The 17,437-nt window shown below is 30.8% G+C and carries 19 protein-coding genes; 12 read left to right on the top strand and 7 right to left on the bottom strand.

Annotation, left to right across the window (positions count from 1 at the left end):
* Window positions 1-126: 126 nt before the first annotated feature.
* From ACA31_RS10730 to ACA31_RS13380, 7 genes are all read left to right on the top strand, one after another.
* Window positions 127-495 (top strand): cystatin-like fold lipoprotein, encoded by a 369-nt coding sequence (locus ACA31_RS10730; RefSeq protein WP_057513311.1) that lies wholly within the window; start codon window positions 127-129, stop codon window positions 493-495.
* Window positions 496-545: 50 nt separating this feature from the next.
* Window positions 546-1,154: a DsbA family protein gene (locus ACA31_RS10725; protein ID WP_057513310.1), complete on the top strand. Its 609-nt coding sequence runs from the start codon at window positions 546-548 to the stop codon at window positions 1,152-1,154.
* Window positions 1,155-1,315: 161 nt separating this feature from the next.
* Window positions 1,316-2,860 (top strand): zinc ABC transporter substrate-binding lipoprotein AdcA, encoded by a 1,545-nt coding sequence (gene adcA, locus ACA31_RS10720; RefSeq protein ID WP_057513309.1) that lies wholly within the window; start codon window positions 1,316-1,318, stop codon window positions 2,858-2,860.
* Window positions 2,861-3,037: 177 nt separating this feature from the next.
* Complete coding sequence (locus ACA31_RS10715; RefSeq protein ID WP_057513308.1) at window positions 3,038-3,553, top strand: YceI family protein; 516 nt, start codon at window positions 3,038-3,040, stop codon at window positions 3,551-3,553.
* A 239-nt stretch (window positions 3,554-3,792) separates the two neighbouring features.
* Complete coding sequence (locus ACA31_RS10710; protein WP_057513307.1) at window positions 3,793-4,386, top strand: DNA-binding protein; 594 nt, start codon at window positions 3,793-3,795, stop codon at window positions 4,384-4,386.
* Entirely contained in the window at window positions 4,387-4,860 is a 474-nt protein-coding gene (locus ACA31_RS10705) for an SRPBCC family protein (protein ID WP_057513306.1), read from the top strand. It abuts the gene before it with no gap.
* Window positions 4,861-4,943: 83 nt separating this feature from the next.
* Window positions 4,944-5,120, top strand: coding sequence for a hypothetical protein (locus tag ACA31_RS13380; RefSeq protein WP_172793173.1), 177 nt, complete (start codon window positions 4,944-4,946; stop codon window positions 5,118-5,120).
* A gap of 226 nt (window positions 5,121-5,346) precedes the next feature.
* On the opposite strand, the gene ACA31_RS10700 is transcribed toward ACA31_RS13380, so the two are convergent.
* Together ACA31_RS10700 and ACA31_RS10695 are read right to left on the bottom strand one after the other, a co-directional pair.
* A complete protein-coding gene (locus ACA31_RS10700) occupies window positions 5,347-6,789 on the bottom strand; it encodes a 6-phospho-beta-glucosidase (protein ID WP_057513305.1) in 1,443 nt (480 codons plus the stop codon).
* A 23-nt stretch (window positions 6,790-6,812) separates the two neighbouring features.
* Window positions 6,813-8,708: a beta-glucoside-specific PTS transporter subunit IIABC gene (locus ACA31_RS10695; protein WP_057513304.1), complete on the bottom strand. Its 1,896-nt coding sequence runs from the start codon at window positions 8,706-8,708 to the stop codon at window positions 6,813-6,815.
* Between the two features lie 168 nt (window positions 8,709-8,876).
* Between ACA31_RS10695 and ACA31_RS10690 the strand changes: the two genes are divergently transcribed.
* Window positions 8,877-9,578, top strand: coding sequence for a GntR family transcriptional regulator (locus ACA31_RS10690; protein WP_057513303.1), 702 nt, complete (start codon window positions 8,877-8,879; stop codon window positions 9,576-9,578).
* Window positions 9,579-9,647: 69 nt separating this feature from the next.
* Here ACA31_RS10690 and ACA31_RS10685 read toward each other — a convergent pair whose 3' ends face one another.
* Complete coding sequence (locus ACA31_RS10685) at window positions 9,648-10,049, bottom strand: Rrf2 family transcriptional regulator (RefSeq protein ID WP_057513302.1); 402 nt, start codon at window positions 10,047-10,049, stop codon at window positions 9,648-9,650.
* 202 nt (window positions 10,050-10,251) lie between these two features.
* Here ACA31_RS10685 and ACA31_RS10680 point away from each other — a divergent pair, with 202 nt between their 5' ends.
* Window positions 10,252-11,070, top strand: a complete 819-nt coding sequence (locus ACA31_RS10680; RefSeq protein ID WP_057513301.1) for a formate/nitrite transporter family protein — start codon at window positions 10,252-10,254, stop codon at window positions 11,068-11,070.
* Between the two features lie 190 nt (window positions 11,071-11,260).
* Window positions 11,261-11,797 (top strand): GNAT family N-acetyltransferase, encoded by a 537-nt coding sequence (locus ACA31_RS10675; protein WP_057513300.1) that lies wholly within the window; start codon window positions 11,261-11,263, stop codon window positions 11,795-11,797.
* A 222-nt stretch (window positions 11,798-12,019) separates the two neighbouring features.
* Here ACA31_RS10675 and ACA31_RS10670 read toward each other — a convergent pair whose 3' ends face one another.
* Window positions 12,020-12,454 (bottom strand): Hsp20/alpha crystallin family protein, encoded by a 435-nt coding sequence (locus ACA31_RS10670; protein ID WP_057513299.1) that lies wholly within the window; start codon window positions 12,452-12,454, stop codon window positions 12,020-12,022.
* Between the two features lie 376 nt (window positions 12,455-12,830).
* Window positions 12,831-13,271, bottom strand: coding sequence for a MarR family winged helix-turn-helix transcriptional regulator (locus tag ACA31_RS10665; protein WP_057513298.1), 441 nt, complete (start codon window positions 13,269-13,271; stop codon window positions 12,831-12,833).
* Window positions 13,272-13,729: 458 nt separating this feature from the next.
* Between ACA31_RS10665 and ACA31_RS10660 the strand changes: the two genes are divergently transcribed.
* Both ACA31_RS10660 and ACA31_RS10655 read left to right on the top strand, forming a co-directional pair.
* On the top strand, window positions 13,730-14,086 hold the full coding sequence (locus ACA31_RS10660) for a DUF3139 domain-containing protein (RefSeq protein ID WP_057513297.1): 357 nt from the start codon (window positions 13,730-13,732) through the stop codon (window positions 14,084-14,086).
* Window positions 14,087-14,476: 390 nt separating this feature from the next.
* Window positions 14,477-15,751 (top strand): cation:dicarboxylate symporter family transporter, encoded by a 1,275-nt coding sequence (locus ACA31_RS10655; protein ID WP_057513296.1) that lies wholly within the window; start codon window positions 14,477-14,479, stop codon window positions 15,749-15,751.
* A gap of 189 nt (window positions 15,752-15,940) precedes the next feature.
* On the opposite strand, the gene ACA31_RS10650 is transcribed toward ACA31_RS10655, so the two are convergent.
* A complete protein-coding gene (locus tag ACA31_RS10650; RefSeq protein ID WP_057513295.1) occupies window positions 15,941-16,288 on the bottom strand; it encodes a DUF4889 domain-containing protein in 348 nt (115 codons plus the stop codon).
* 157 nt (window positions 16,289-16,445) lie between these two features.
* Window positions 16,446-17,411, bottom strand: coding sequence for a hypothetical protein (locus ACA31_RS10645; protein ID WP_253721391.1), 966 nt, complete (start codon window positions 17,409-17,411; stop codon window positions 16,446-16,448).
* Between the last annotated feature and the right edge of the window lie 26 nt (window positions 17,412-17,437).

Genomic DNA, 17,437 nt, shown 5'->3' with positions numbered 1-17,437 from the left:
AAAAGAATGAATTTAAAATCAATCTAGAACATTTAAGTTATTCATTGTATGATAATATTTATGGAGGAAGTATATTTTAAAGGTGATTCATGAGTAGTTAAACTGGATTTAGGAGTGTGCCAAATAATGAAAAAATTATTGACCATGATCGCTATATCGACGATTATTGTAGCAGGCTGTAGTAGTGGGAAGTATGCTGATAAAATAGATAAAGCAGTAAATAAACAGCAAACATACCAAAAAAACTCATCTGAAAAACAAAAAGGTGATCTTGAAGAAAAATTCGACAAAAAGAATGCGAATATATATGTTTATGAAAAAGGTGAATATGTCATGCTTGCTTATAAGCCTTTTAAAGAAGACGAAGAGGTACATTATTATACTTATAAATTTGAGAACGATAAAGCAATACATTTAAAAGATTTTAATTCGAAAGCATATACACACAAACATGAACCTGATTATAAAGAAGAAAATATGGATATTGAAGAATAATTTTATTTAGTGATATTTTAAAATTACAATTGAGGTGTGTTGGAAAGCATATGAAAAAATTATGGCTATGTTTAGGGTTGATAGCTACTATGTTATTGATAACTGCTTGTTCAAGTGATGAGGATGCACATAAAGATGACAAGCAAAATGACAATGGGAAAATTAAAATTATAGAATATGGTGATTTTAAATGTTCCTATTGTAAAAAAGTAGAAAGTAATATTATGCCTAAACTTAAAAAAGATTATATAGATAAAGATAAAGTTGATTACCAATTCGTGAATATGGCTTTTCTTGAGGATGATTCAATTATTGGATCAAGAGCTGGTCATGCAGTACAGCAAATTGCACCTCAGCAATACTTAGATTTTCAAAAATTAATGTTTGTACAACAAGGTGATGGTGAAAAAGCATGGATAACTGAGTCACTTGTAGATAAACAAATCGATAAGTTAAGTATCGACAGTAAACAAAAAGAAAAAATTAAAAAAGATTATAAAACTAAGGACAGTAAATCATGGAAAGCAGCTAAGAAAGATCAAAAACAAGCTGAAGACAAAAATATTGATACAGCACCAACAGTTTATATTGGTGGAGAAAAAGTAGAAGATCCATATGATTACGAAAATTATAAAAATTTAATAGAAAAAAATAAGTGAGTAACTGGTCTAAAGTACAAACATTGTAATAACAATGTTTGTACTTTAGACTTTTTTTACTTGAAAATAAATCGTAATAATTATTATTTAGTATTGCGTTTTGTTAATGGGCAGTTTATAATTTTAAATCGTAAGAGTTACTATTTGTAGGAGGATGTAGCATGAAAAAAACACTATACATAATATCTTTGGTTATTACATTTGCAGTTGTCATAGCAGGATGCGGCAAAGCTGATACGAACGAAACAGGAAGTGGCAAAGAAAAAATAAAAATTAATACAACAGTTTTCCCGTTAAAATCATTTGCTAAAGAAATTGGAGGAGAGCATGTTTCAGTAGAATCTATATATCCAGCAGGCACAGACTTACATAGCTATGAACCAACGCAAAAAGACATAATTAACGCGAGTAAATCAGATTTGTTTTTATACACAGGTGACAACTTAGACCCTGTTGCGAAAAAAGTAGCTTCAACGATAAAAAATGACGATAAAAAATTAGCGTTAGAAGATAAATTAGATAAATCACAACTACTTACAGATCAACATAGTCATGATGATGAAGATGGGCATGACCACGAGGAAGAGGGACATCATCATGGAGGATATGATCCACATGTTTGGCTAGATCCTAAATTCAATCAAACTTTCGCAAAAGAAATCAAAGATGAATTAATTAAAAAAGATCCAAAACACAAAAATGATTATGAAAAGAATTATAAAAAACTAGATAAAGAACTGAAAAAAACAGATGACAAAATGAAAGACATTACGAAAGATAAACAAGATAATGCTGTGTTTATTTCTCATGAATCAATGGGTTATTTATCCGAAAGATATGGCTTTGTACAAAAAGGTGTCCAAAATATGAATGCAGAAGATCCATCTCAAAAAGCTTTAACAAAAATAGTAAAGGAGATTAATGATTCAGGAGCAAAACATATTTTATATGAAGATAATGTCTCAAATAAAGTTACAGATACAATTCGTAAAGAAACAAAGGCTAAACCATTAAAATTTTATAATATGGAATCACTTAATAAAGCACAACAGCAGGATGAGGATTTAACCTATCAATCCCTTATGAATAAAAATATAGAAAATATTGATAAAGCTTTAAGTAACGATATCAAAGTAAATGATGACAAACAGCAAGGCAAACATGAAAAAGCTATTTCAGAGGGTTACTTTAAAGATGATCAAGTTAAAGATAGACCATTAGCTGATTATAAAGGTGACTGGCAATCAGTATATCCATATTTGAAAGATGGATCATTAGATGATGTGATGAAGCATAAAGCTGAAGAAGATGATGTAATGACAGCAAAAGAATATAAAGGATATTACGAAAAGGGTTATAAAACAGATATAGATAATATCAATATCACAAGCGACTCAATTACGTTTGAAAAGAAAGGCAAAAAAGCGACAGGTAAATATAAGTATGATGGCAAAGATATTTTGAAATATGAAAAAGGTAATAGAGGCGTAAGGTATACATTTAAATTAGTAGATAATGAAGGTAAGGATTTACCTAAGTATGTCCAATTTAGTGACCATAATATTGCACCTAAGAAAGCACATCATTATCATATCTTTATAGGTGATGATAAAGAAAAAGTGATGAAAGAATTAGATAATTGGCCAACATATTATCCTAAAGAATTAAATAGTAAAGAAATTAAAACAGAGATGTTGGCTCATTAACAATTGAAATTACTGTAAATTAATTCATTTTTTAAATTTGAAATGAATAAAAAAGTGAATTAAGGGAATGAAATTAAAGGAGATGAAAAGCTTAGACTTTTCACTTGATATAATAAATATATCTGGTATACTAAATGTATCAACTAAAACTAATAATACTTTGGAGGTATGTTTTTTATGACAACATTTAATTTTGATCCAGCACATTCAGTAGTAGAATTTTCAATTAAGCACTTAATGATTTCAAATATCAAAGGAAAATTTAAAGATTTCGATGTAAACTTAGAAGGTGATCTCAATGATTTAAGTTCACTTAAAGGTACAGTCGTAATTAAAGCAGAATCGGTTGATACAAACGTAGCAGACCGTGATGGTCACTTACGTACTGGAGATTTCTTTGATACTGAAAACTATCCAGATATTAAATTTGAAATTACTTCAGTAGATGAAAAATCAGTAACTGGTAATTTAACAATTAAAGATGTAACTCAAGAAGAAACTTTTGATGCTTCTTACGAAGGTACAAGCAAAAATCCATTAAACGGTGCACAAACTGCAGGGTTTATTGTAAATGGTACAATCAATCGTGAAAAATATGGAATGACATTTAACCAAAAACTTGAAACAGGTGGCGTAATGGTTGGTAAAGATGTAAAATTCCAAACAAGTTTAGAATTCGCTTTAGAAGACTAACATAAAAACAAAGGTTTAAGATCTAATCCTTATTAAAATAAATAGCTACTAGATACCTAAAATAGGCGATCTAGTAGCTATTTTTTATATAGATTAATGAGCTTATTCTTTTTCTCACGCCAATAATCAAAGAATATATAAATATTATTCTTTAATTTAGAACTGCTCTACTATAAAAGTTGTTGATAAATAATTAAACGATGAAGTGGGTATAGTGATATTAAGATAGGGGGGATAAGATGTCGACAGATTTACCAAAAATAGGGCGGCCTGCAACCCAAGCACTTAATGATATAGGTGTCGTAACGTTAGAAGAAGTTGCACAATATGAACGCACAACATTATTAGGCATACATGGTATTGGTCCTAAAGCGATTGAAATACTTTATGAAGCATTAACAGATATCGACTTAAATTTTAAAAATGAAACTGAGTCAGATTTACCATTTAAATTAACGGGGGATTTAAATTGTGATAATGCCCCCAAAAGAAAGCTAATGTTAGATTTTTTAATAGGCTCAATATTACTAGATAAAGTGCAATTATTGGAAACTGTCACAGAAGATTTTATATGGGAAGTTCCTGGCGCTTTTGAATTACATGGTTTTGAAGCGTTTTATGATGAATTAAACGCACATAAAGTCGATATTGATGCATTGGAAGTGACCCATAATATTTCTCATGGCAAATTAGGAGCGATACATGGCACTCAAATTGCTCAAAATGGAGATTCAATTTATTTTGCAGACTTCTTTGAATTTGAAAGCCATAGCAAAAATGCTAAAGTGAAAAAGATAATATCATATGTAATTATGAATAAAGGAGAATCATAAATGACTGTTCAAGTTGAAGAAAACAAAATAATTTTCACGAGAGATTTTAATACAACGGCACAAAATATGTTTAAAGCTTATACGGACCGTGCTTTATTTGAACAATGGTTTCACCCCCAAGGTGCAAAGACTGAAGTATTTAAATTTAATGTTCAGACTGATGGACATGCATTTTTCGCCATACGTACGCCTCAAGGTACAAGCTATACTGTGACTAATTATAATGAAGTGAAAGAACCGACGCTAATTGATTATTATGATTACTTTGCAGACAAAGATGGTAATATTGATGAAAAAATGGCAGGTATGCATAACATCATTCATATAGAAGAAAACAGTAAAGGTTTGACCACGATTAAATCTATAGCAGAATTGCCAGATCCTAAAGCAGCTCAACAATTGTTGGATATGGGTGTAGAAGAAGGTATGAATAGTACTTTTGATAATTTAGAGACACTTTTAACAAAATTATAAGAATAGTCAATAAGATGTTGAAAATCACGTGTTTATTCGAAGCCTCTTTTCGATATAATGGTATATGAAAAGAGGTGAGTGTATTGAATAAACGTTATGTTAAATTACTTGGACTATATTCAGTGAGTACGCTAGTACCGGCGTTATTTTTAAATGAAAAAAGTTTGAGTCATACTACATTTAAATGGTTTATACGTACATTAACAGGATACGGTATCTTTGCCTATGGTTTACATGGGTTAAGTAGGTATAAAAACTAATATTTTTATAAAAAGAGAGTAGGATAGAAATCTAATTGTTCTAATAAGATTTCTATCCTACTCTCGATATTGTCGACAAAGTCTCTGGCTTTGTCGACAGTACTATTTGTGCAAACTTAAGTAAATCATTATCTTTTATAATGGATTGCTTAGGTCATGGTCATAGGCATTAGAGGGTGACCAGTCCTCTTACCACAGGGGTCAGTGTAAATAACTATCGTTTTTTCTAATTTAATGATTCTCCATTTGTTTCAATAACATTACGATACCAATCAAAAGAATCTTTCTTTCTACGCTCTAAAGTGCCATTGCCTTGGTTATCTCTATCGACATAAATTAGACCATAACGTTTTTTCATTTCTCCTGTAGTGAAAGAAACAATATCTATAATACCCCACGGTGTATATCCCATTAAATCAACACCATCTTCGTCAACTGCTGTGATTGCTGCATTAATATGTGCTTTTAAATAATCGATACGATACGTATCATGAATTTCACCGTTTTCATCAATTTCATCCACAGCACCAAAGCCATTTTCAACAATGAAGAGCGGTATTTGATAACGATCATATAATATATTCAAAGTATAGCGTAGCCCAGTAGGATCTATGGCCCATCCCCAATCACTTTGTTGAATATGAGGATTATCGACAGAATTCGATAATCCACCATTGGTAACATTTTCTCCAGTATATGATGTTGCATCATGTTTAACAGCGGTAGACATATAGTAGCTAAAACCAATATAATCAACTTTACCTTCCGATAATATTTTGTCATCGCCTTCTTGCCAACCAATATCATATTTTTTTTGTTCTAACATTTTATTTGCATAGCTAGGGTAGCACCCTCGAACTTGAACATCTGGGAAGAAGAAGCGAAGTCGGTTGGCTTTTACTGATTCCATCATATCTTCCGGATTACAAGAATAAGGATATATTGCTACATGAGAAATCATTAAACCAATTTCGAAATCAGGATTAATTTCTCTTCCGATTTTTACAGCTTTTGCACTCGCGATTAATTCATTATGTGCGACTTGATACAATACTTCTTCTGGATTTTCATCTTCTTCGATAAGAACGCCTGAGTTTGTCCATAAGAAAATCGGATTATCTATATCCATTTGATTATTAATTTCATTAAAAGTCATCCAATATTTAACTTTATCCTTATAACGGTTGAATACAGTTTCTGCAAAATGAGCAAAGAAATCTACTATCTTTCTATTTCTAAAACCGCCATATTCTCGTGCTAAATGTAAAGGCATTTCAAAATGGGACAAAGTAATCACTGGTTCAATACCATATTTTAATAATTCATCAAAAATATTGTCGTAAAATTGTAGTCCAGCTTCATTAGGTTCTGTTTCATCTCCATTAGGAAAGATACGAGACCAAGCGATTGACGTCCGTAAACAATTTAGTCCCATTTCATTAAATAATGCAATGTCTTCTTTATAACGATTATAAAAATCTATACCTATATGATTTGGATAATATTTATTTGGGTCTACGTCTTGTGTGATTTCACGAGGCTTGCCATGTTCTCCATTAGTCATTACATCAATAACACTTAATCCTTTTCCGTCTTTATTGTAACCACCTTCAAATTGATTGGCAGCAAGAGCGCCACCCCATAAAAAGTCCTTTGATAATTTTGTCATTATTATATACTCCTTTATTCTTATTATTTCTTTATAATTGTTAGTAATTTATCATTTTGCGAAATTTGTAATGCATCCGTAGTAATTACTTCACTAAATTCAGCCGAATTAGTGACGATAATTGGAATCACAGTATCGTAGCCATTGGATTCAAGCCATTTTTGATTGAAATGCAGTAAAGGTTGTCCTTGTTTGACCTCATCATTTTCATTAACAAGTAATTCAAAACCTTCTCCTTTTAACTCTACAGTTTCTAAACCAACATGTATCAATAGTTCTACACCGTCAGAAGATGTAATACCAATTGCATGTTCACTTGCAGCAATCATACTTACGATACCTTCAAGTGGTGCATAAACTGTATTATTTCCAGGTTTTATAGCAATACCTTGACCCATCATACCTTCAGAGAAAATAGGGTCATCGACTTTAGTTAAAGGAATGATTTGCCCATCTAAAGGGCTATGAACATGTGTTTCAAGGTTACTATTTGTTGGGACTGCTTGTGGAATAGTATTTGAGTTAACTTCTGAGTCTTTTACTTCCTCTGTCGTATCATGACCATAACCCAAGAATTGAATTAATATAATAGGTAAAACGATAGCAATTAATGATCCTAATAGGATTCCCCAAATAGATGAAGGATTATCAGGACTATAGCCATTAATAATTGTTATAGGTCCAGGTAGGCCCGCGTATGCATAATATTTAGGATTAAAGAAACTTGCGACAAATGCCCCTAAGGCACCACTGATACACGCAATGATAAAGGGCTTTTTAAAGCGTAAATTAATGCCATATATTGAAGGTTCTGTAATTCCGAAAATGCCTGTAACACCTGCTGAAGAAGCGACACGTTTAATTTCTGTACGTTTAGATTTAATTAACACACCGATAACAGCACCGATTTGTGAAATAACGGCAATTGTTTGAAAGGCTTGGAAAGAATCACTTTGATGTTGCTCAAAGTTTGCTAAAACCATAGGCGTGATTCCCCAATGTACACCGAAGATTACAAAAATCTGCCATAAACCGCCAATAAGCGCGCCAGCTAACCATGGTGCAACTTCAACAAGAAAGTTGAAACCAGCGGCAATACCATGTGCCCCAAGTGTAGTGATAGGTCCAATAACGAGTAATGTAACAGGAACCATAATAACGATACTTAAAAAAGGTGTAAATAAAGGTTTTACTACATCGTGTATCCATTTGTTTAAGTATTTTTCAACATAGGATAATATCCAAACTAAGAACAACGGCGGCAATACAGATGAAGTATAACTTGTCTCTGTTAGAGGCATGCCAAATAATTTAATTGTTTCTCCATCCTGTATTCTTTCTACCATTCCTGTTAAATCGGGACTTACCAATGCTGCAGTACAAGCAATTGCAATATAAGTATTTACATTAAAATGTCGTGAAGCCGTAATTGCGATGAATATAGGCAAGAATGTGAAAGGAGCCCAGGACATGAAATTAAAAACTTCATAAGTACCGGTGTTTTCAAAAGCTGGAACAATCAGTTTTATGATTATTAATAAACCTTGTAATATACCAGCAGCAGCTAAAATGTAAATAAATGGTGCGAACACTGCAGACATTGTCGCGATGACACGATTGAGTATTGACCCTTTATTTTTAGATTGTTCATTATCATCGGTTTGTTGTTCACTTGTTAAAGTTTCGAAAAATTTAAAAACTTCACCGACGTTATTTCCTATGACAACTTGAAATTGACCATTATTTTCCACAACAGTCACGACCCCATCTATTTCCGATACTTTTTTCTTAGCATTTGGAATAGATCTTTTTAATACTAATCGTAATCTAGTTGCACAGTGCGTGCTATTAACAAGGTTTTCTTCACCGCCAACTGCCTCTAATATATTTTGTGCGAGTATTTTCTTTTTGTCCGCCACATTTCCCAACTCCTTTAATAAGTTAATAAACACAATTTGTGGAAGCGTTTCCTACATTTTAATTGTACCGGTACAATTTGTAAAGACCTTAACAAATTAAAAGTGCGGTAGTTTAAATTGGCATTCATGTTATAATTGGGTGAATTTTAATATAAAAGGGGTAAGTGTATGCTCAAGTATGAACAAATTGCTCAACAAATGAATGAATATATAGAAAGCGGTCAATTTCAAGCAGGAGATAAATTACCGAGTGTTGAGGCATTAAAAATAAAATATAATGTGAGTAAAAGTACAATTATTAAAGCTTTGGAAATATTAGAAAAACAAGGATATATTTATCAAGCACGCGGTAGTGGGATCTATGTACGTAATAAAAAAAGAGATGGATACCTTAATCTCTTTTCAACTGGTGGCTTTAGTGACGAGTTTAAAGGGCTAAATGTAACGAATAAGGTGTTGCGCGTTGAGGAAGTCATCCCACCAGAAAGCGTTCGACAAAAATTAAAGTTAGATAATGATACATTAGTCTATGTTTTAGAGCGTATCGTATATGTAAACGGCGAAATATTTTGTTTCGAGCAGTCGTATTTTAATAAAGATATCGTGCTATTTTTAAATGAATCTATAGCAGAAAAATCTATATTTAAATATTTAGAACAAAATTTAAAAGTAAAAATTGGATTTTCAGATATTTATTTTAATGTAGATAAATTGGAAGAAGACGAAGCTGAATTACTAGAATTAGATGAGGGTAATCCTTGCTTAAATTATGAACAAGTATTTTATACAACAACTGGCGTACCGTTTGATTGTTCACATCTAATATACCATTATAAGAACGCTCATTTTTATATTCCTTCACAAAAATAAAACGCTTGATTATCTTGTTTTAACTTAATGAAAATTAAGCACATAGCAAGATAATCAAGCGTTATTTGTTTAAAAGCAATCGATGACACTTTTAATCGTATAGGTGTTAAGTTTATTTATAAGCGTATCGTCTACATCACTATATATTTCGTCAAGTGCGTGCGTAATATTTTTCCCGACAGGACAATCAGTGTTCGTATGACAATGAATTTTTGCGAAGTGGGTTGTGTTAGAAAAAATCAGCTTATATAAATCACCTAATCTAATATCATGGGGTGAATGAGTTAAACTGTAACCTGCGATACCTTGGCTACTCTGTATAAAATTACCGTCTCTTAAATAGCGGCATAATTTTCTCACTAAAGTGGCGTTACTATTAATACTGTCAGCGATATATTGACTTGAAACAGGTTCGTTTTTTATAGCTAACAGGGAGAGAATATGGATTGAAACAGAGAATTGTGTATTCAAGTATATACCTCCTTTAGGTTTTACTTGTGTTTATTTCTAGTACAAGTGAATTTTACGTTATTTTAGGCTAACGTGCAATATATTAATTTTTAAAATAAAAAAACTTATTTTTTGACTATTAAATATCTACTGAAACGAATATAATAACATTATTGGTATAGAGTAATTATCATTTTTTTGAAATGAAAAGGGGGCGTATTTCTTGGTAGATAATAATAAATCTGTTAAGGATACATACATGTCGAGAGAAACGATTGATAATATTAATAATCAAGTACAAATGAAGGAAGTATTGTTTGATCAGACACCTGGTCGTTATACGCTTAAATCAATCATGTCAGGGTTTTTACTAGCAATCGTAACTGTATTTATGCTAGCTATAAAAACACAATTTGCAGGTGCAAATGAAGGTTTAATTAATTTAATGGGAGCTATTTCATTCAGTTTAGCCTTGATTTTAATTGTACTTTCACATTCAGAATTATTAACGAGTAACTTTATGTTTTTAACGGTCGGTTGGTATTATAAAGTTATTGGTATGAATAAAGCATTGGGTATTATGATGGTATGTTTTCTTTTTAATATAATAGGTGGATTTATCTTATTTGGTTTAATGAAATTCACCCCAATCATGACTTCAGACATGGTTACAAGCTTAACGAAGCTTGTTAATGGTAAGACGATAGATGCCACATGGTATGACATTTTAGGTAAAGCCATTTTTTGTAATTTCTTTATTAATATTGGTATTTATTTATCAATTCAATTTAAAGATGGTCTAACTAAAGCGTTTTTCATTGCTAGTGGAGTCATTGTCTTTGTATTTATGGGTTATGAGCATGTTGTATTTAATGCAGGACTTTATGCAGGTATGATTTTTTATAATTTTGATGTAGTGTCATGGTTACACGTATTGAAAAATATTGTGTTCGCCTTTATAGGTAACTACATTGGTGGAGGTATTTTCGTTGGTCTAGTTTATGCGTATTTAAATGGTAAACGAAATAGCTTACATGATTAATGGCATTCATAATAATAACAAGCACGATCATAATTTATTTTGTGATGGTGCTTTTTTCATTTTTAAAACATAATAATTGACTCAATAATTAAGAAACCATATTGTATTGATATGATTGTAAATGGTTTATGATTTTTTTAGGGATGTTATCCATGAATTAATAAGCTATAAATTGAGAAGGAGTGACAAAATGTCTGATTATAATATAAGAGTTGCTGTGGAGTCTGACGCGGAGGCATTACACAAATTGATGTATGAATCTTTTACACCGTTAAGAGAATTAGGTATAGATTGGCCATCAGTTAATGCGAATGTTGAGTTAGTTAAAAAGAATATTAAAACAAGTACGATGTTTGTACTAGAAGACGAGCATGACATAATTTCAACGCTCACAGTACGTTATCCTTGGGAAGGAAAACAACGTCTATCAATATATCCATTTGTTTGGTGGTTCGCTACGAAGCCATCATACGATGGTAAAGGTATAGGAAGTCAATTGTTAAAATATGTTGAGGAGACTTATTTAAGAGATACGCTTAAAGCACCAGCAGTAACACTTGGCACATCTGCACGTTTACATCCTTGGTTACTAGATATTTATAAAAAACGTGGTTATGAAATATACGCTGAGCATGAGAGTAACGATGGAGATTTAGGGGTTATCATGAGAAAAGTCCTTATTCCAGAAAGTTTTGATGAAGAAGTGTTAGGCATGCCACCATTTTGATAAATTGAATAAAATGCATAGGGAATCCCATAGTAGTTAGATAAGGGATTCCCTATTTTTAGCATTCTTTGGTTTTATTGGCCTTATTACCATGCTACATGTCGTAAAAACAGAAAAATTGAGACGGATTTCTTACAATAGGCAGAAATTAAAATTAAGATAACAAATAGCGCTACATTACCATATGTTGGAAATGTAGCGCTATTTATTATCTACAAATGTTTAGTCTATTTTGATGTTAGACTTTGGTTGTTCTTTTTGCTCTTTTTTAGGCAACGTTACAGTGAGTAGGCCATTTTCATAAGAAGCTTTGATACTAGAATCATCAACATTTTCAAATGGGAATTGGCGGCTCAAATCACTATGGTTACGTTCTTGGTGTATTGCATGTTTATTGTCGTTTTCATCTTGAACTTCGACAGTTTGTTTACCTTCAATCGTTAGCAAATTATTTTCAAATTCTAAACTAATATTTTCTTTTTTAATACCTGGAAGTTCAGCTTCGACAATATAGGCGTTGTCTAATTCTTTAATATCTGATTTAATACGCTCATTGCCAGGAAAATGTTCGAAAATTTGTTTTCCAAAATCTTTGAATAAATCACCTGGATTTACATCGATAAACGGATTGTTAAAATTTTTATTTTCAAAAGTCATGCTACATCTCTCCTCAACGTAGTTTAATTGCTATATTTAATCGAATGGAATTGAAGTTTAAGTTATAAAAAATATAAAATCAAGGTGAAAACTTAGTTTACTTACAAATATATTATAATAAAATAGTCAAAGAAAATCAAAGTCAAACTATTAAACGTTGTATTCATATTATTTTAGCATGAAAGTTGAAACATTTAAAATGCATCGATAGTATGTAGAACCTGTTTTACAATAAGTGTTTTGATAGTTTAGTTATAGGCGTAAAGTAAAGCAAGTGGGTATTGTAGTAAGTAGAATTAAAAAGAGGTGAGTCGAAGATAAAAATGTTATGTATGTATTACATTGTCCCATTTAACCTCAACAAACCCCATATGAATTAAATATCTTTCGTGAAATGTTTATTAACAAATTTTTGCAATGTATCTTTTAAATCTATAGCTTCATCTATGTCCATGTCGAATTCACCAAAGACTTTTTTTGAAACTTTTGAAAGTGGTTCTTGCACGTTTGTCCCTTTATCAGTAAGTGCAATTTGTAAGTTACGTTCGTCATCAATCTCACGAGTTCTTGTTACGTAACCTTTTTTCTCAAGTTTTTTTAACAAAGGTGTAAGTGTTCCAGAATCTAAAAAGACACGCTCTCCAAGCGTCTTAATATTAATTTTTTCGTCCACCTTAATTGCGAGTAAAACGATATAACCTGTATATGTTAAATCATACTCTTTTAAATGAGAAGTATACTTTTTAATTATTTCTTTAGAAGAAACATAAAATAGAAAGCATAGTTGCTTTTCTAGGTAGTTGTCCTTTTCCTCCATTTAATCACCCCTTTTGAAATTTAACCATATTATGAACATCATTCATTGTCAAGGAACGGTTGCGCACCTTTAGATATAGCTTTTTATACTATTTTTTAACTATTATCTTATTATATAGGTGGAAATTTAATATTATAACATTCTACACGTCTTAATTACCTTGAAATCATATATATATTCTAAGCTTTAAATCAATACGACTAACCTTGAAATTATGATTGATGCATTAAATGATATTAAGAAATATTAACTTGAGGCTTGGAATGTACTGAAATATAAGGAGATTTTGTTACAAAACAGTTATAACGCTTTATAATTGCTTTATAATCAGTCATACTATTATTATTATGAATTTAAATGAGCGAGCACTAATGATTTGAGTAAGATATGACTTACATATTAGGTTAATGACTTACTTTACTATAGAAAGATATCGCGTTAACTAGAGGAGATTATAAATGAAGACATTTTTTAAAATTATGGGTGTATTAGTTTTAGCGCTTATAATTTCAATTGTATTTTTCTTTGCTATGAGAACATACCAAGGGCATAAACACTTAGAATTAGTTGATCATTATATGAAAGACCAAAATTTGACAGAGAAAATTAAATCTGAAGAAACGCTGTACAGTGCTAAAAAAGGGTTGTTTTATAAAGAAGTTAAATTTAAAGATGATCCAAAACATACTTATGTAGTTCAACCAATCAGTATGACTACAGGAATTGTAGTTCAAGGTTTTGATCCAGAAACAAATAAAGATATCAAAGGCGCCAAACATAATGCATTTGAAAAAGATTATAAAATTAAAGACTAACTATAGAAATAATAATAAGTTTTAAAATAAAAGCGTAGCTACAAATATTGTAGCTACGCTTTTTGGTATGAATTAGTAAAGTGAAAACAAACCATCAATAATCGCTTGTTGTAAAATCTTAAGTTACTCAAATATAAAAAATAAGGGAAATACATAAAAAGGAAGGTCGATAGAAGCATTTATATATGGGATTAAATTTTTATACTTATTGGTACTGTAGTATTAGGACGTTTTTATGAAAATTATAAACCGATTATGTTACTTAAATATTAATTAATTTTGTATAAAGACATTTAAAGTATAAAATGACATTTTTAGTAGAAAATTTTGTAATTACAGGGAAAGCTATTCTGATATAATTAAGCGATGTCAGAAGAAGGAGCGTATATCATGGCAATTATTAGAAGAATTAGTTTACCAATGCAGGTAATTATTGCATTAGTATTAGGTGTGGTCGTAGGTTTATTACTCTATGGGCACGATGAAGTCGCGAACTATATTCAACCATTTGGCGATATCTTCTTGAATTTAATAAAAATGATCGTAATACCAGTTGTTTTCTGTTCATTAGCTTTATCTATATCAAATGTAGGTGAATCTAAAACTGTTGGTCGTTATGGCTTTAAAACAATCTTGTATTTTGAAATTATAACAACAATAGCAATCGGATTAGGACTAGTTTTTGCAAATGTATTTAAACCAGGTAGTGGACTAGATCCAGATAAATTACCAAAAGGTGACATTTCAAATTATGAAACTTCAGCAAAAGCTGCTGAGGAGTCTACATATGGAAATCATATTATCGATACAATCGTTGGGATAGTACCAACGAACTTTTTTGAAGCTTTAACTGCAGGAGAGCTCTTACCTATTATTTTCTTTGCTGTGTTTTTTGGTGTTGCATTATCAGCGATTGGAGAGAAAGCAAAACCAGTTAAAGATTTTTTGAGTGGTTCGTTAGAAGCTATATTTTGGATGATTAATAAAATTCTTAAATTAGCACCAATAGGTGTTTTTGCATTCATTTGTACTACAATTATGACATTCGGTGCTTCAGCATTGTTACCTTTATTAAAATTATTACTTGTTGTAATTGGTGCAATGATTTTCTTCATTGTTGTCATTTTAGGCATTGTAGCAAAAATGTGTGGTATTAGTATTTTCTCTATAATGAAAATATTAAAAAATGAATTACTGTTAGCATTTTCAACGTCAAGCTCTGAATCCGTACTTCCAATCATTATGCAAAAAATGGAGAGATTCGGTTCACCAAAGGACGTTACGTCATTTGTAGTGCCAATCGGTTATACATTTAACTTAGATGGTTCTGCATTATATCAATCAATTGCTGCATTATTCGTTGCGCAAATGTATGGTATTGATATGTCAATAGGCCAGCAACTTATGCTTATGCTTACTTTAATGGTTGCTTCAAAAGGTATGGCAGGCGTCCCCGGAGTTTCAATTGTCGTTCTAATCACAACATTAACTTCTATGGGCTTACCAGCAGAAGGGTTAGCACTTATTATTGGTGTGGACCGTTTGTTAGATATGTTAAGAACATGTGTAAACGTTATGGGCAATGCCTTATCAACAATTGTAATTGCAAAATGGGAAAATGTTTATGATAAAGAAAAAGGCGAAGCATATTTGAAATCTATATAATGAATTAAAATCTGACATTTAAGACACTAAGTAGAGAAATAATTACTACTTAGTGTTTTTGTATAGATTAATAAATTTAATAAAAGGATTTGTAAAATTAAGTAATAAAAAAGCAGTTAAATTTCCGTTTAAGAAAATTTAACTGCTTTTTTGGCGTAAAAGACTTAATTATTTACATAATTCTCTGGGTTACATGCCTTTCATCTCACCCATGTCATGAATTTTCATCATTAAGCCATGTGGCATATCATCATGATCGATTACTTCCATTTCACTGTAAGTATCGTCACCTTCAGCTTTTACTAATTTAACAAAATCTCCGCTCTTAGGTGAAAATCCAGATTCAGAAGGTAACTTCACATCTTTTTCTATCTTTTTATCTTTTTCGCTGATTACTTTTTCAGCTGTTGTACTGTTTTCCATATAACCATAATAAGTCTCTTTTGGACCGCTAGACATCATCATAATGACTAAAACAATAGCAACAATTAACATCACTGAACTAATAACAATTGCAAATATTTTTTTGTTTTTCAAAGTTGAAATCTCCTTTATATCCGTTTCTTCTTTTATATCTGAAATGCTAAAATAATGCAATTATAAAGTGGGTGACTTTACTCGTTTTATAATAAATGGTACTATTTTAGACTTATTTATAAAGAAAAGTTAATTTAAGTATAACATTGTTTTCTACTTAGGATGGTGAGATACGTATATACTTTAGCTCGTCGTAATGAAGCTCAAACTCTAAGGGATTAGCTGTTCTTATAAATTGTTTTATCTCGGCTTTTGGCGTATTCGCTTGTTCTATATGACCCAAGAGCGTGCGTTCGATATGCGTTTCATTTAATAAAGGTGGAAGGGCATAATCAATAAAACCATGCTCTCTATTAAGTGTTTGTATAAATAGCATTGCCTGGGTAGGTAATACATGAGGTCTTAGAATAAATTTATGTACTTCTTGTGGTGAAAAGCGATGTTTCAATGAATTAAATAATAATATGTGTATATATTGAAAATCTTTAAAAACGATATAATTTTCATGAATTGATAAAGGTTTGCCAATAAAAGGTTTCACAATTTGATATAGATACATTAAAGGCTCATATATTCCGTGACGATTCATTAATGCAATATCCATGCTATCTTTAGTCATTAATTCGTAACCTACGCCACTTCCGCGATTGAGCATAATTAATATATGACACATTAAGTCGGCAGTTTCTAAGGGTGTGTTTTCTTTATATAATTTAAAGCATTTTTTGGTGAGTTTGGTATAAACAAATTTGGATGTGTGGATTTGTGATGATTCAATGAGTTGATTATAATAGTCAAAATAGCCCATTGAATTATTAAATATATGACTTTTCTTATTAAGCAATGATTGGACATATTTTTGTTCAATATCAATAAAGTGATAATCAAAGTTAAATCTGTGTAATATATCAAATGCACTTTTTAAGGAATGCGTTTGTTTTATTACACCTTCTACTGTTATACCTAGTTTTATACGTATATTTAAATTTTTAACTTTAATATATAAACGGTTAATTTCTTTTAATGATAAATGTTCAGCATCAAAAAGCATTATAAAATTATAATTAGATTGTTGATGATGATAATCATTTTTATATTTTAAAAATTGTATGATGATAATCATTTTTATATTTTAAAAATTGTATGATG

Origin of the sequence: Staphylococcus sp. NAM3COL9 (assembly GCF_001431205.1) — a bacterium.
Classification (GTDB): domain Bacteria; phylum Bacillota; class Bacilli; order Staphylococcales; family Staphylococcaceae; genus Staphylococcus.
This window is presented reverse-complemented; position numbering and strand designations above follow the sequence as displayed.

Excerpts from the sequence above, each read along its gene's own strand:
- ACA31_RS10660 (WP_057513297.1), top strand. The coding sequence starts at position 13,730 with ATGAAGACATTTTTTAAAATTATGGGTGTATTAGTTTTAGCGCTTATA.
- ACA31_RS10690 (WP_057513303.1), top strand. The coding sequence starts at position 8,877 with ATGCTCAAGTATGAACAAATTGCTCAACAAATGAATGAATATATAGAA.
- ACA31_RS10670 (WP_057513299.1), bottom strand. The coding sequence starts at position 12,454 with ATGACTTTTGAAAATAAAAATTTTAACAATCCGTTTATCGATGTAAAT.
- ACA31_RS10715 (WP_057513308.1), top strand. The coding sequence starts at position 3,038 with ATGACAACATTTAATTTTGATCCAGCACATTCAGTAGTAGAATTTTCA.
- ACA31_RS10675 (WP_057513300.1), top strand. The coding sequence starts at position 11,261 with ATGTCTGATTATAATATAAGAGTTGCTGTGGAGTCTGACGCGGAGGCA.
- ACA31_RS10645 (WP_253721391.1), bottom strand. The coding sequence starts at position 17,411 with ATGATTATCATCATACAATTTTTAAAATATAAAAATGATTATCATCAT.
- adcA (WP_057513309.1), top strand. The coding sequence starts at position 1,316 with ATGAAAAAAACACTATACATAATATCTTTGGTTATTACATTTGCAGTT.
- ACA31_RS10730 (WP_057513311.1), top strand. The coding sequence starts at position 127 with ATGAAAAAATTATTGACCATGATCGCTATATCGACGATTATTGTAGCA.
- ACA31_RS10705 (WP_057513306.1), top strand. The coding sequence starts at position 4,387 with ATGACTGTTCAAGTTGAAGAAAACAAAATAATTTTCACGAGAGATTTT.
- ACA31_RS10700 (WP_057513305.1), bottom strand. The coding sequence starts at position 6,789 with ATGACAAAATTATCAAAGGACTTTTTATGGGGTGGCGCTCTTGCTGCC.
- ACA31_RS10710 (WP_057513307.1), top strand. The coding sequence starts at position 3,793 with ATGTCGACAGATTTACCAAAAATAGGGCGGCCTGCAACCCAAGCACTT.
- ACA31_RS10725 (WP_057513310.1), top strand. The coding sequence starts at position 546 with ATGAAAAAATTATGGCTATGTTTAGGGTTGATAGCTACTATGTTATTG.
- ACA31_RS10655 (WP_057513296.1), top strand. The coding sequence starts at position 14,477 with ATGGCAATTATTAGAAGAATTAGTTTACCAATGCAGGTAATTATTGCA.
- ACA31_RS10665 (WP_057513298.1), bottom strand. The coding sequence starts at position 13,271 with ATGGAGGAAAAGGACAACTACCTAGAAAAGCAACTATGCTTTCTATTT.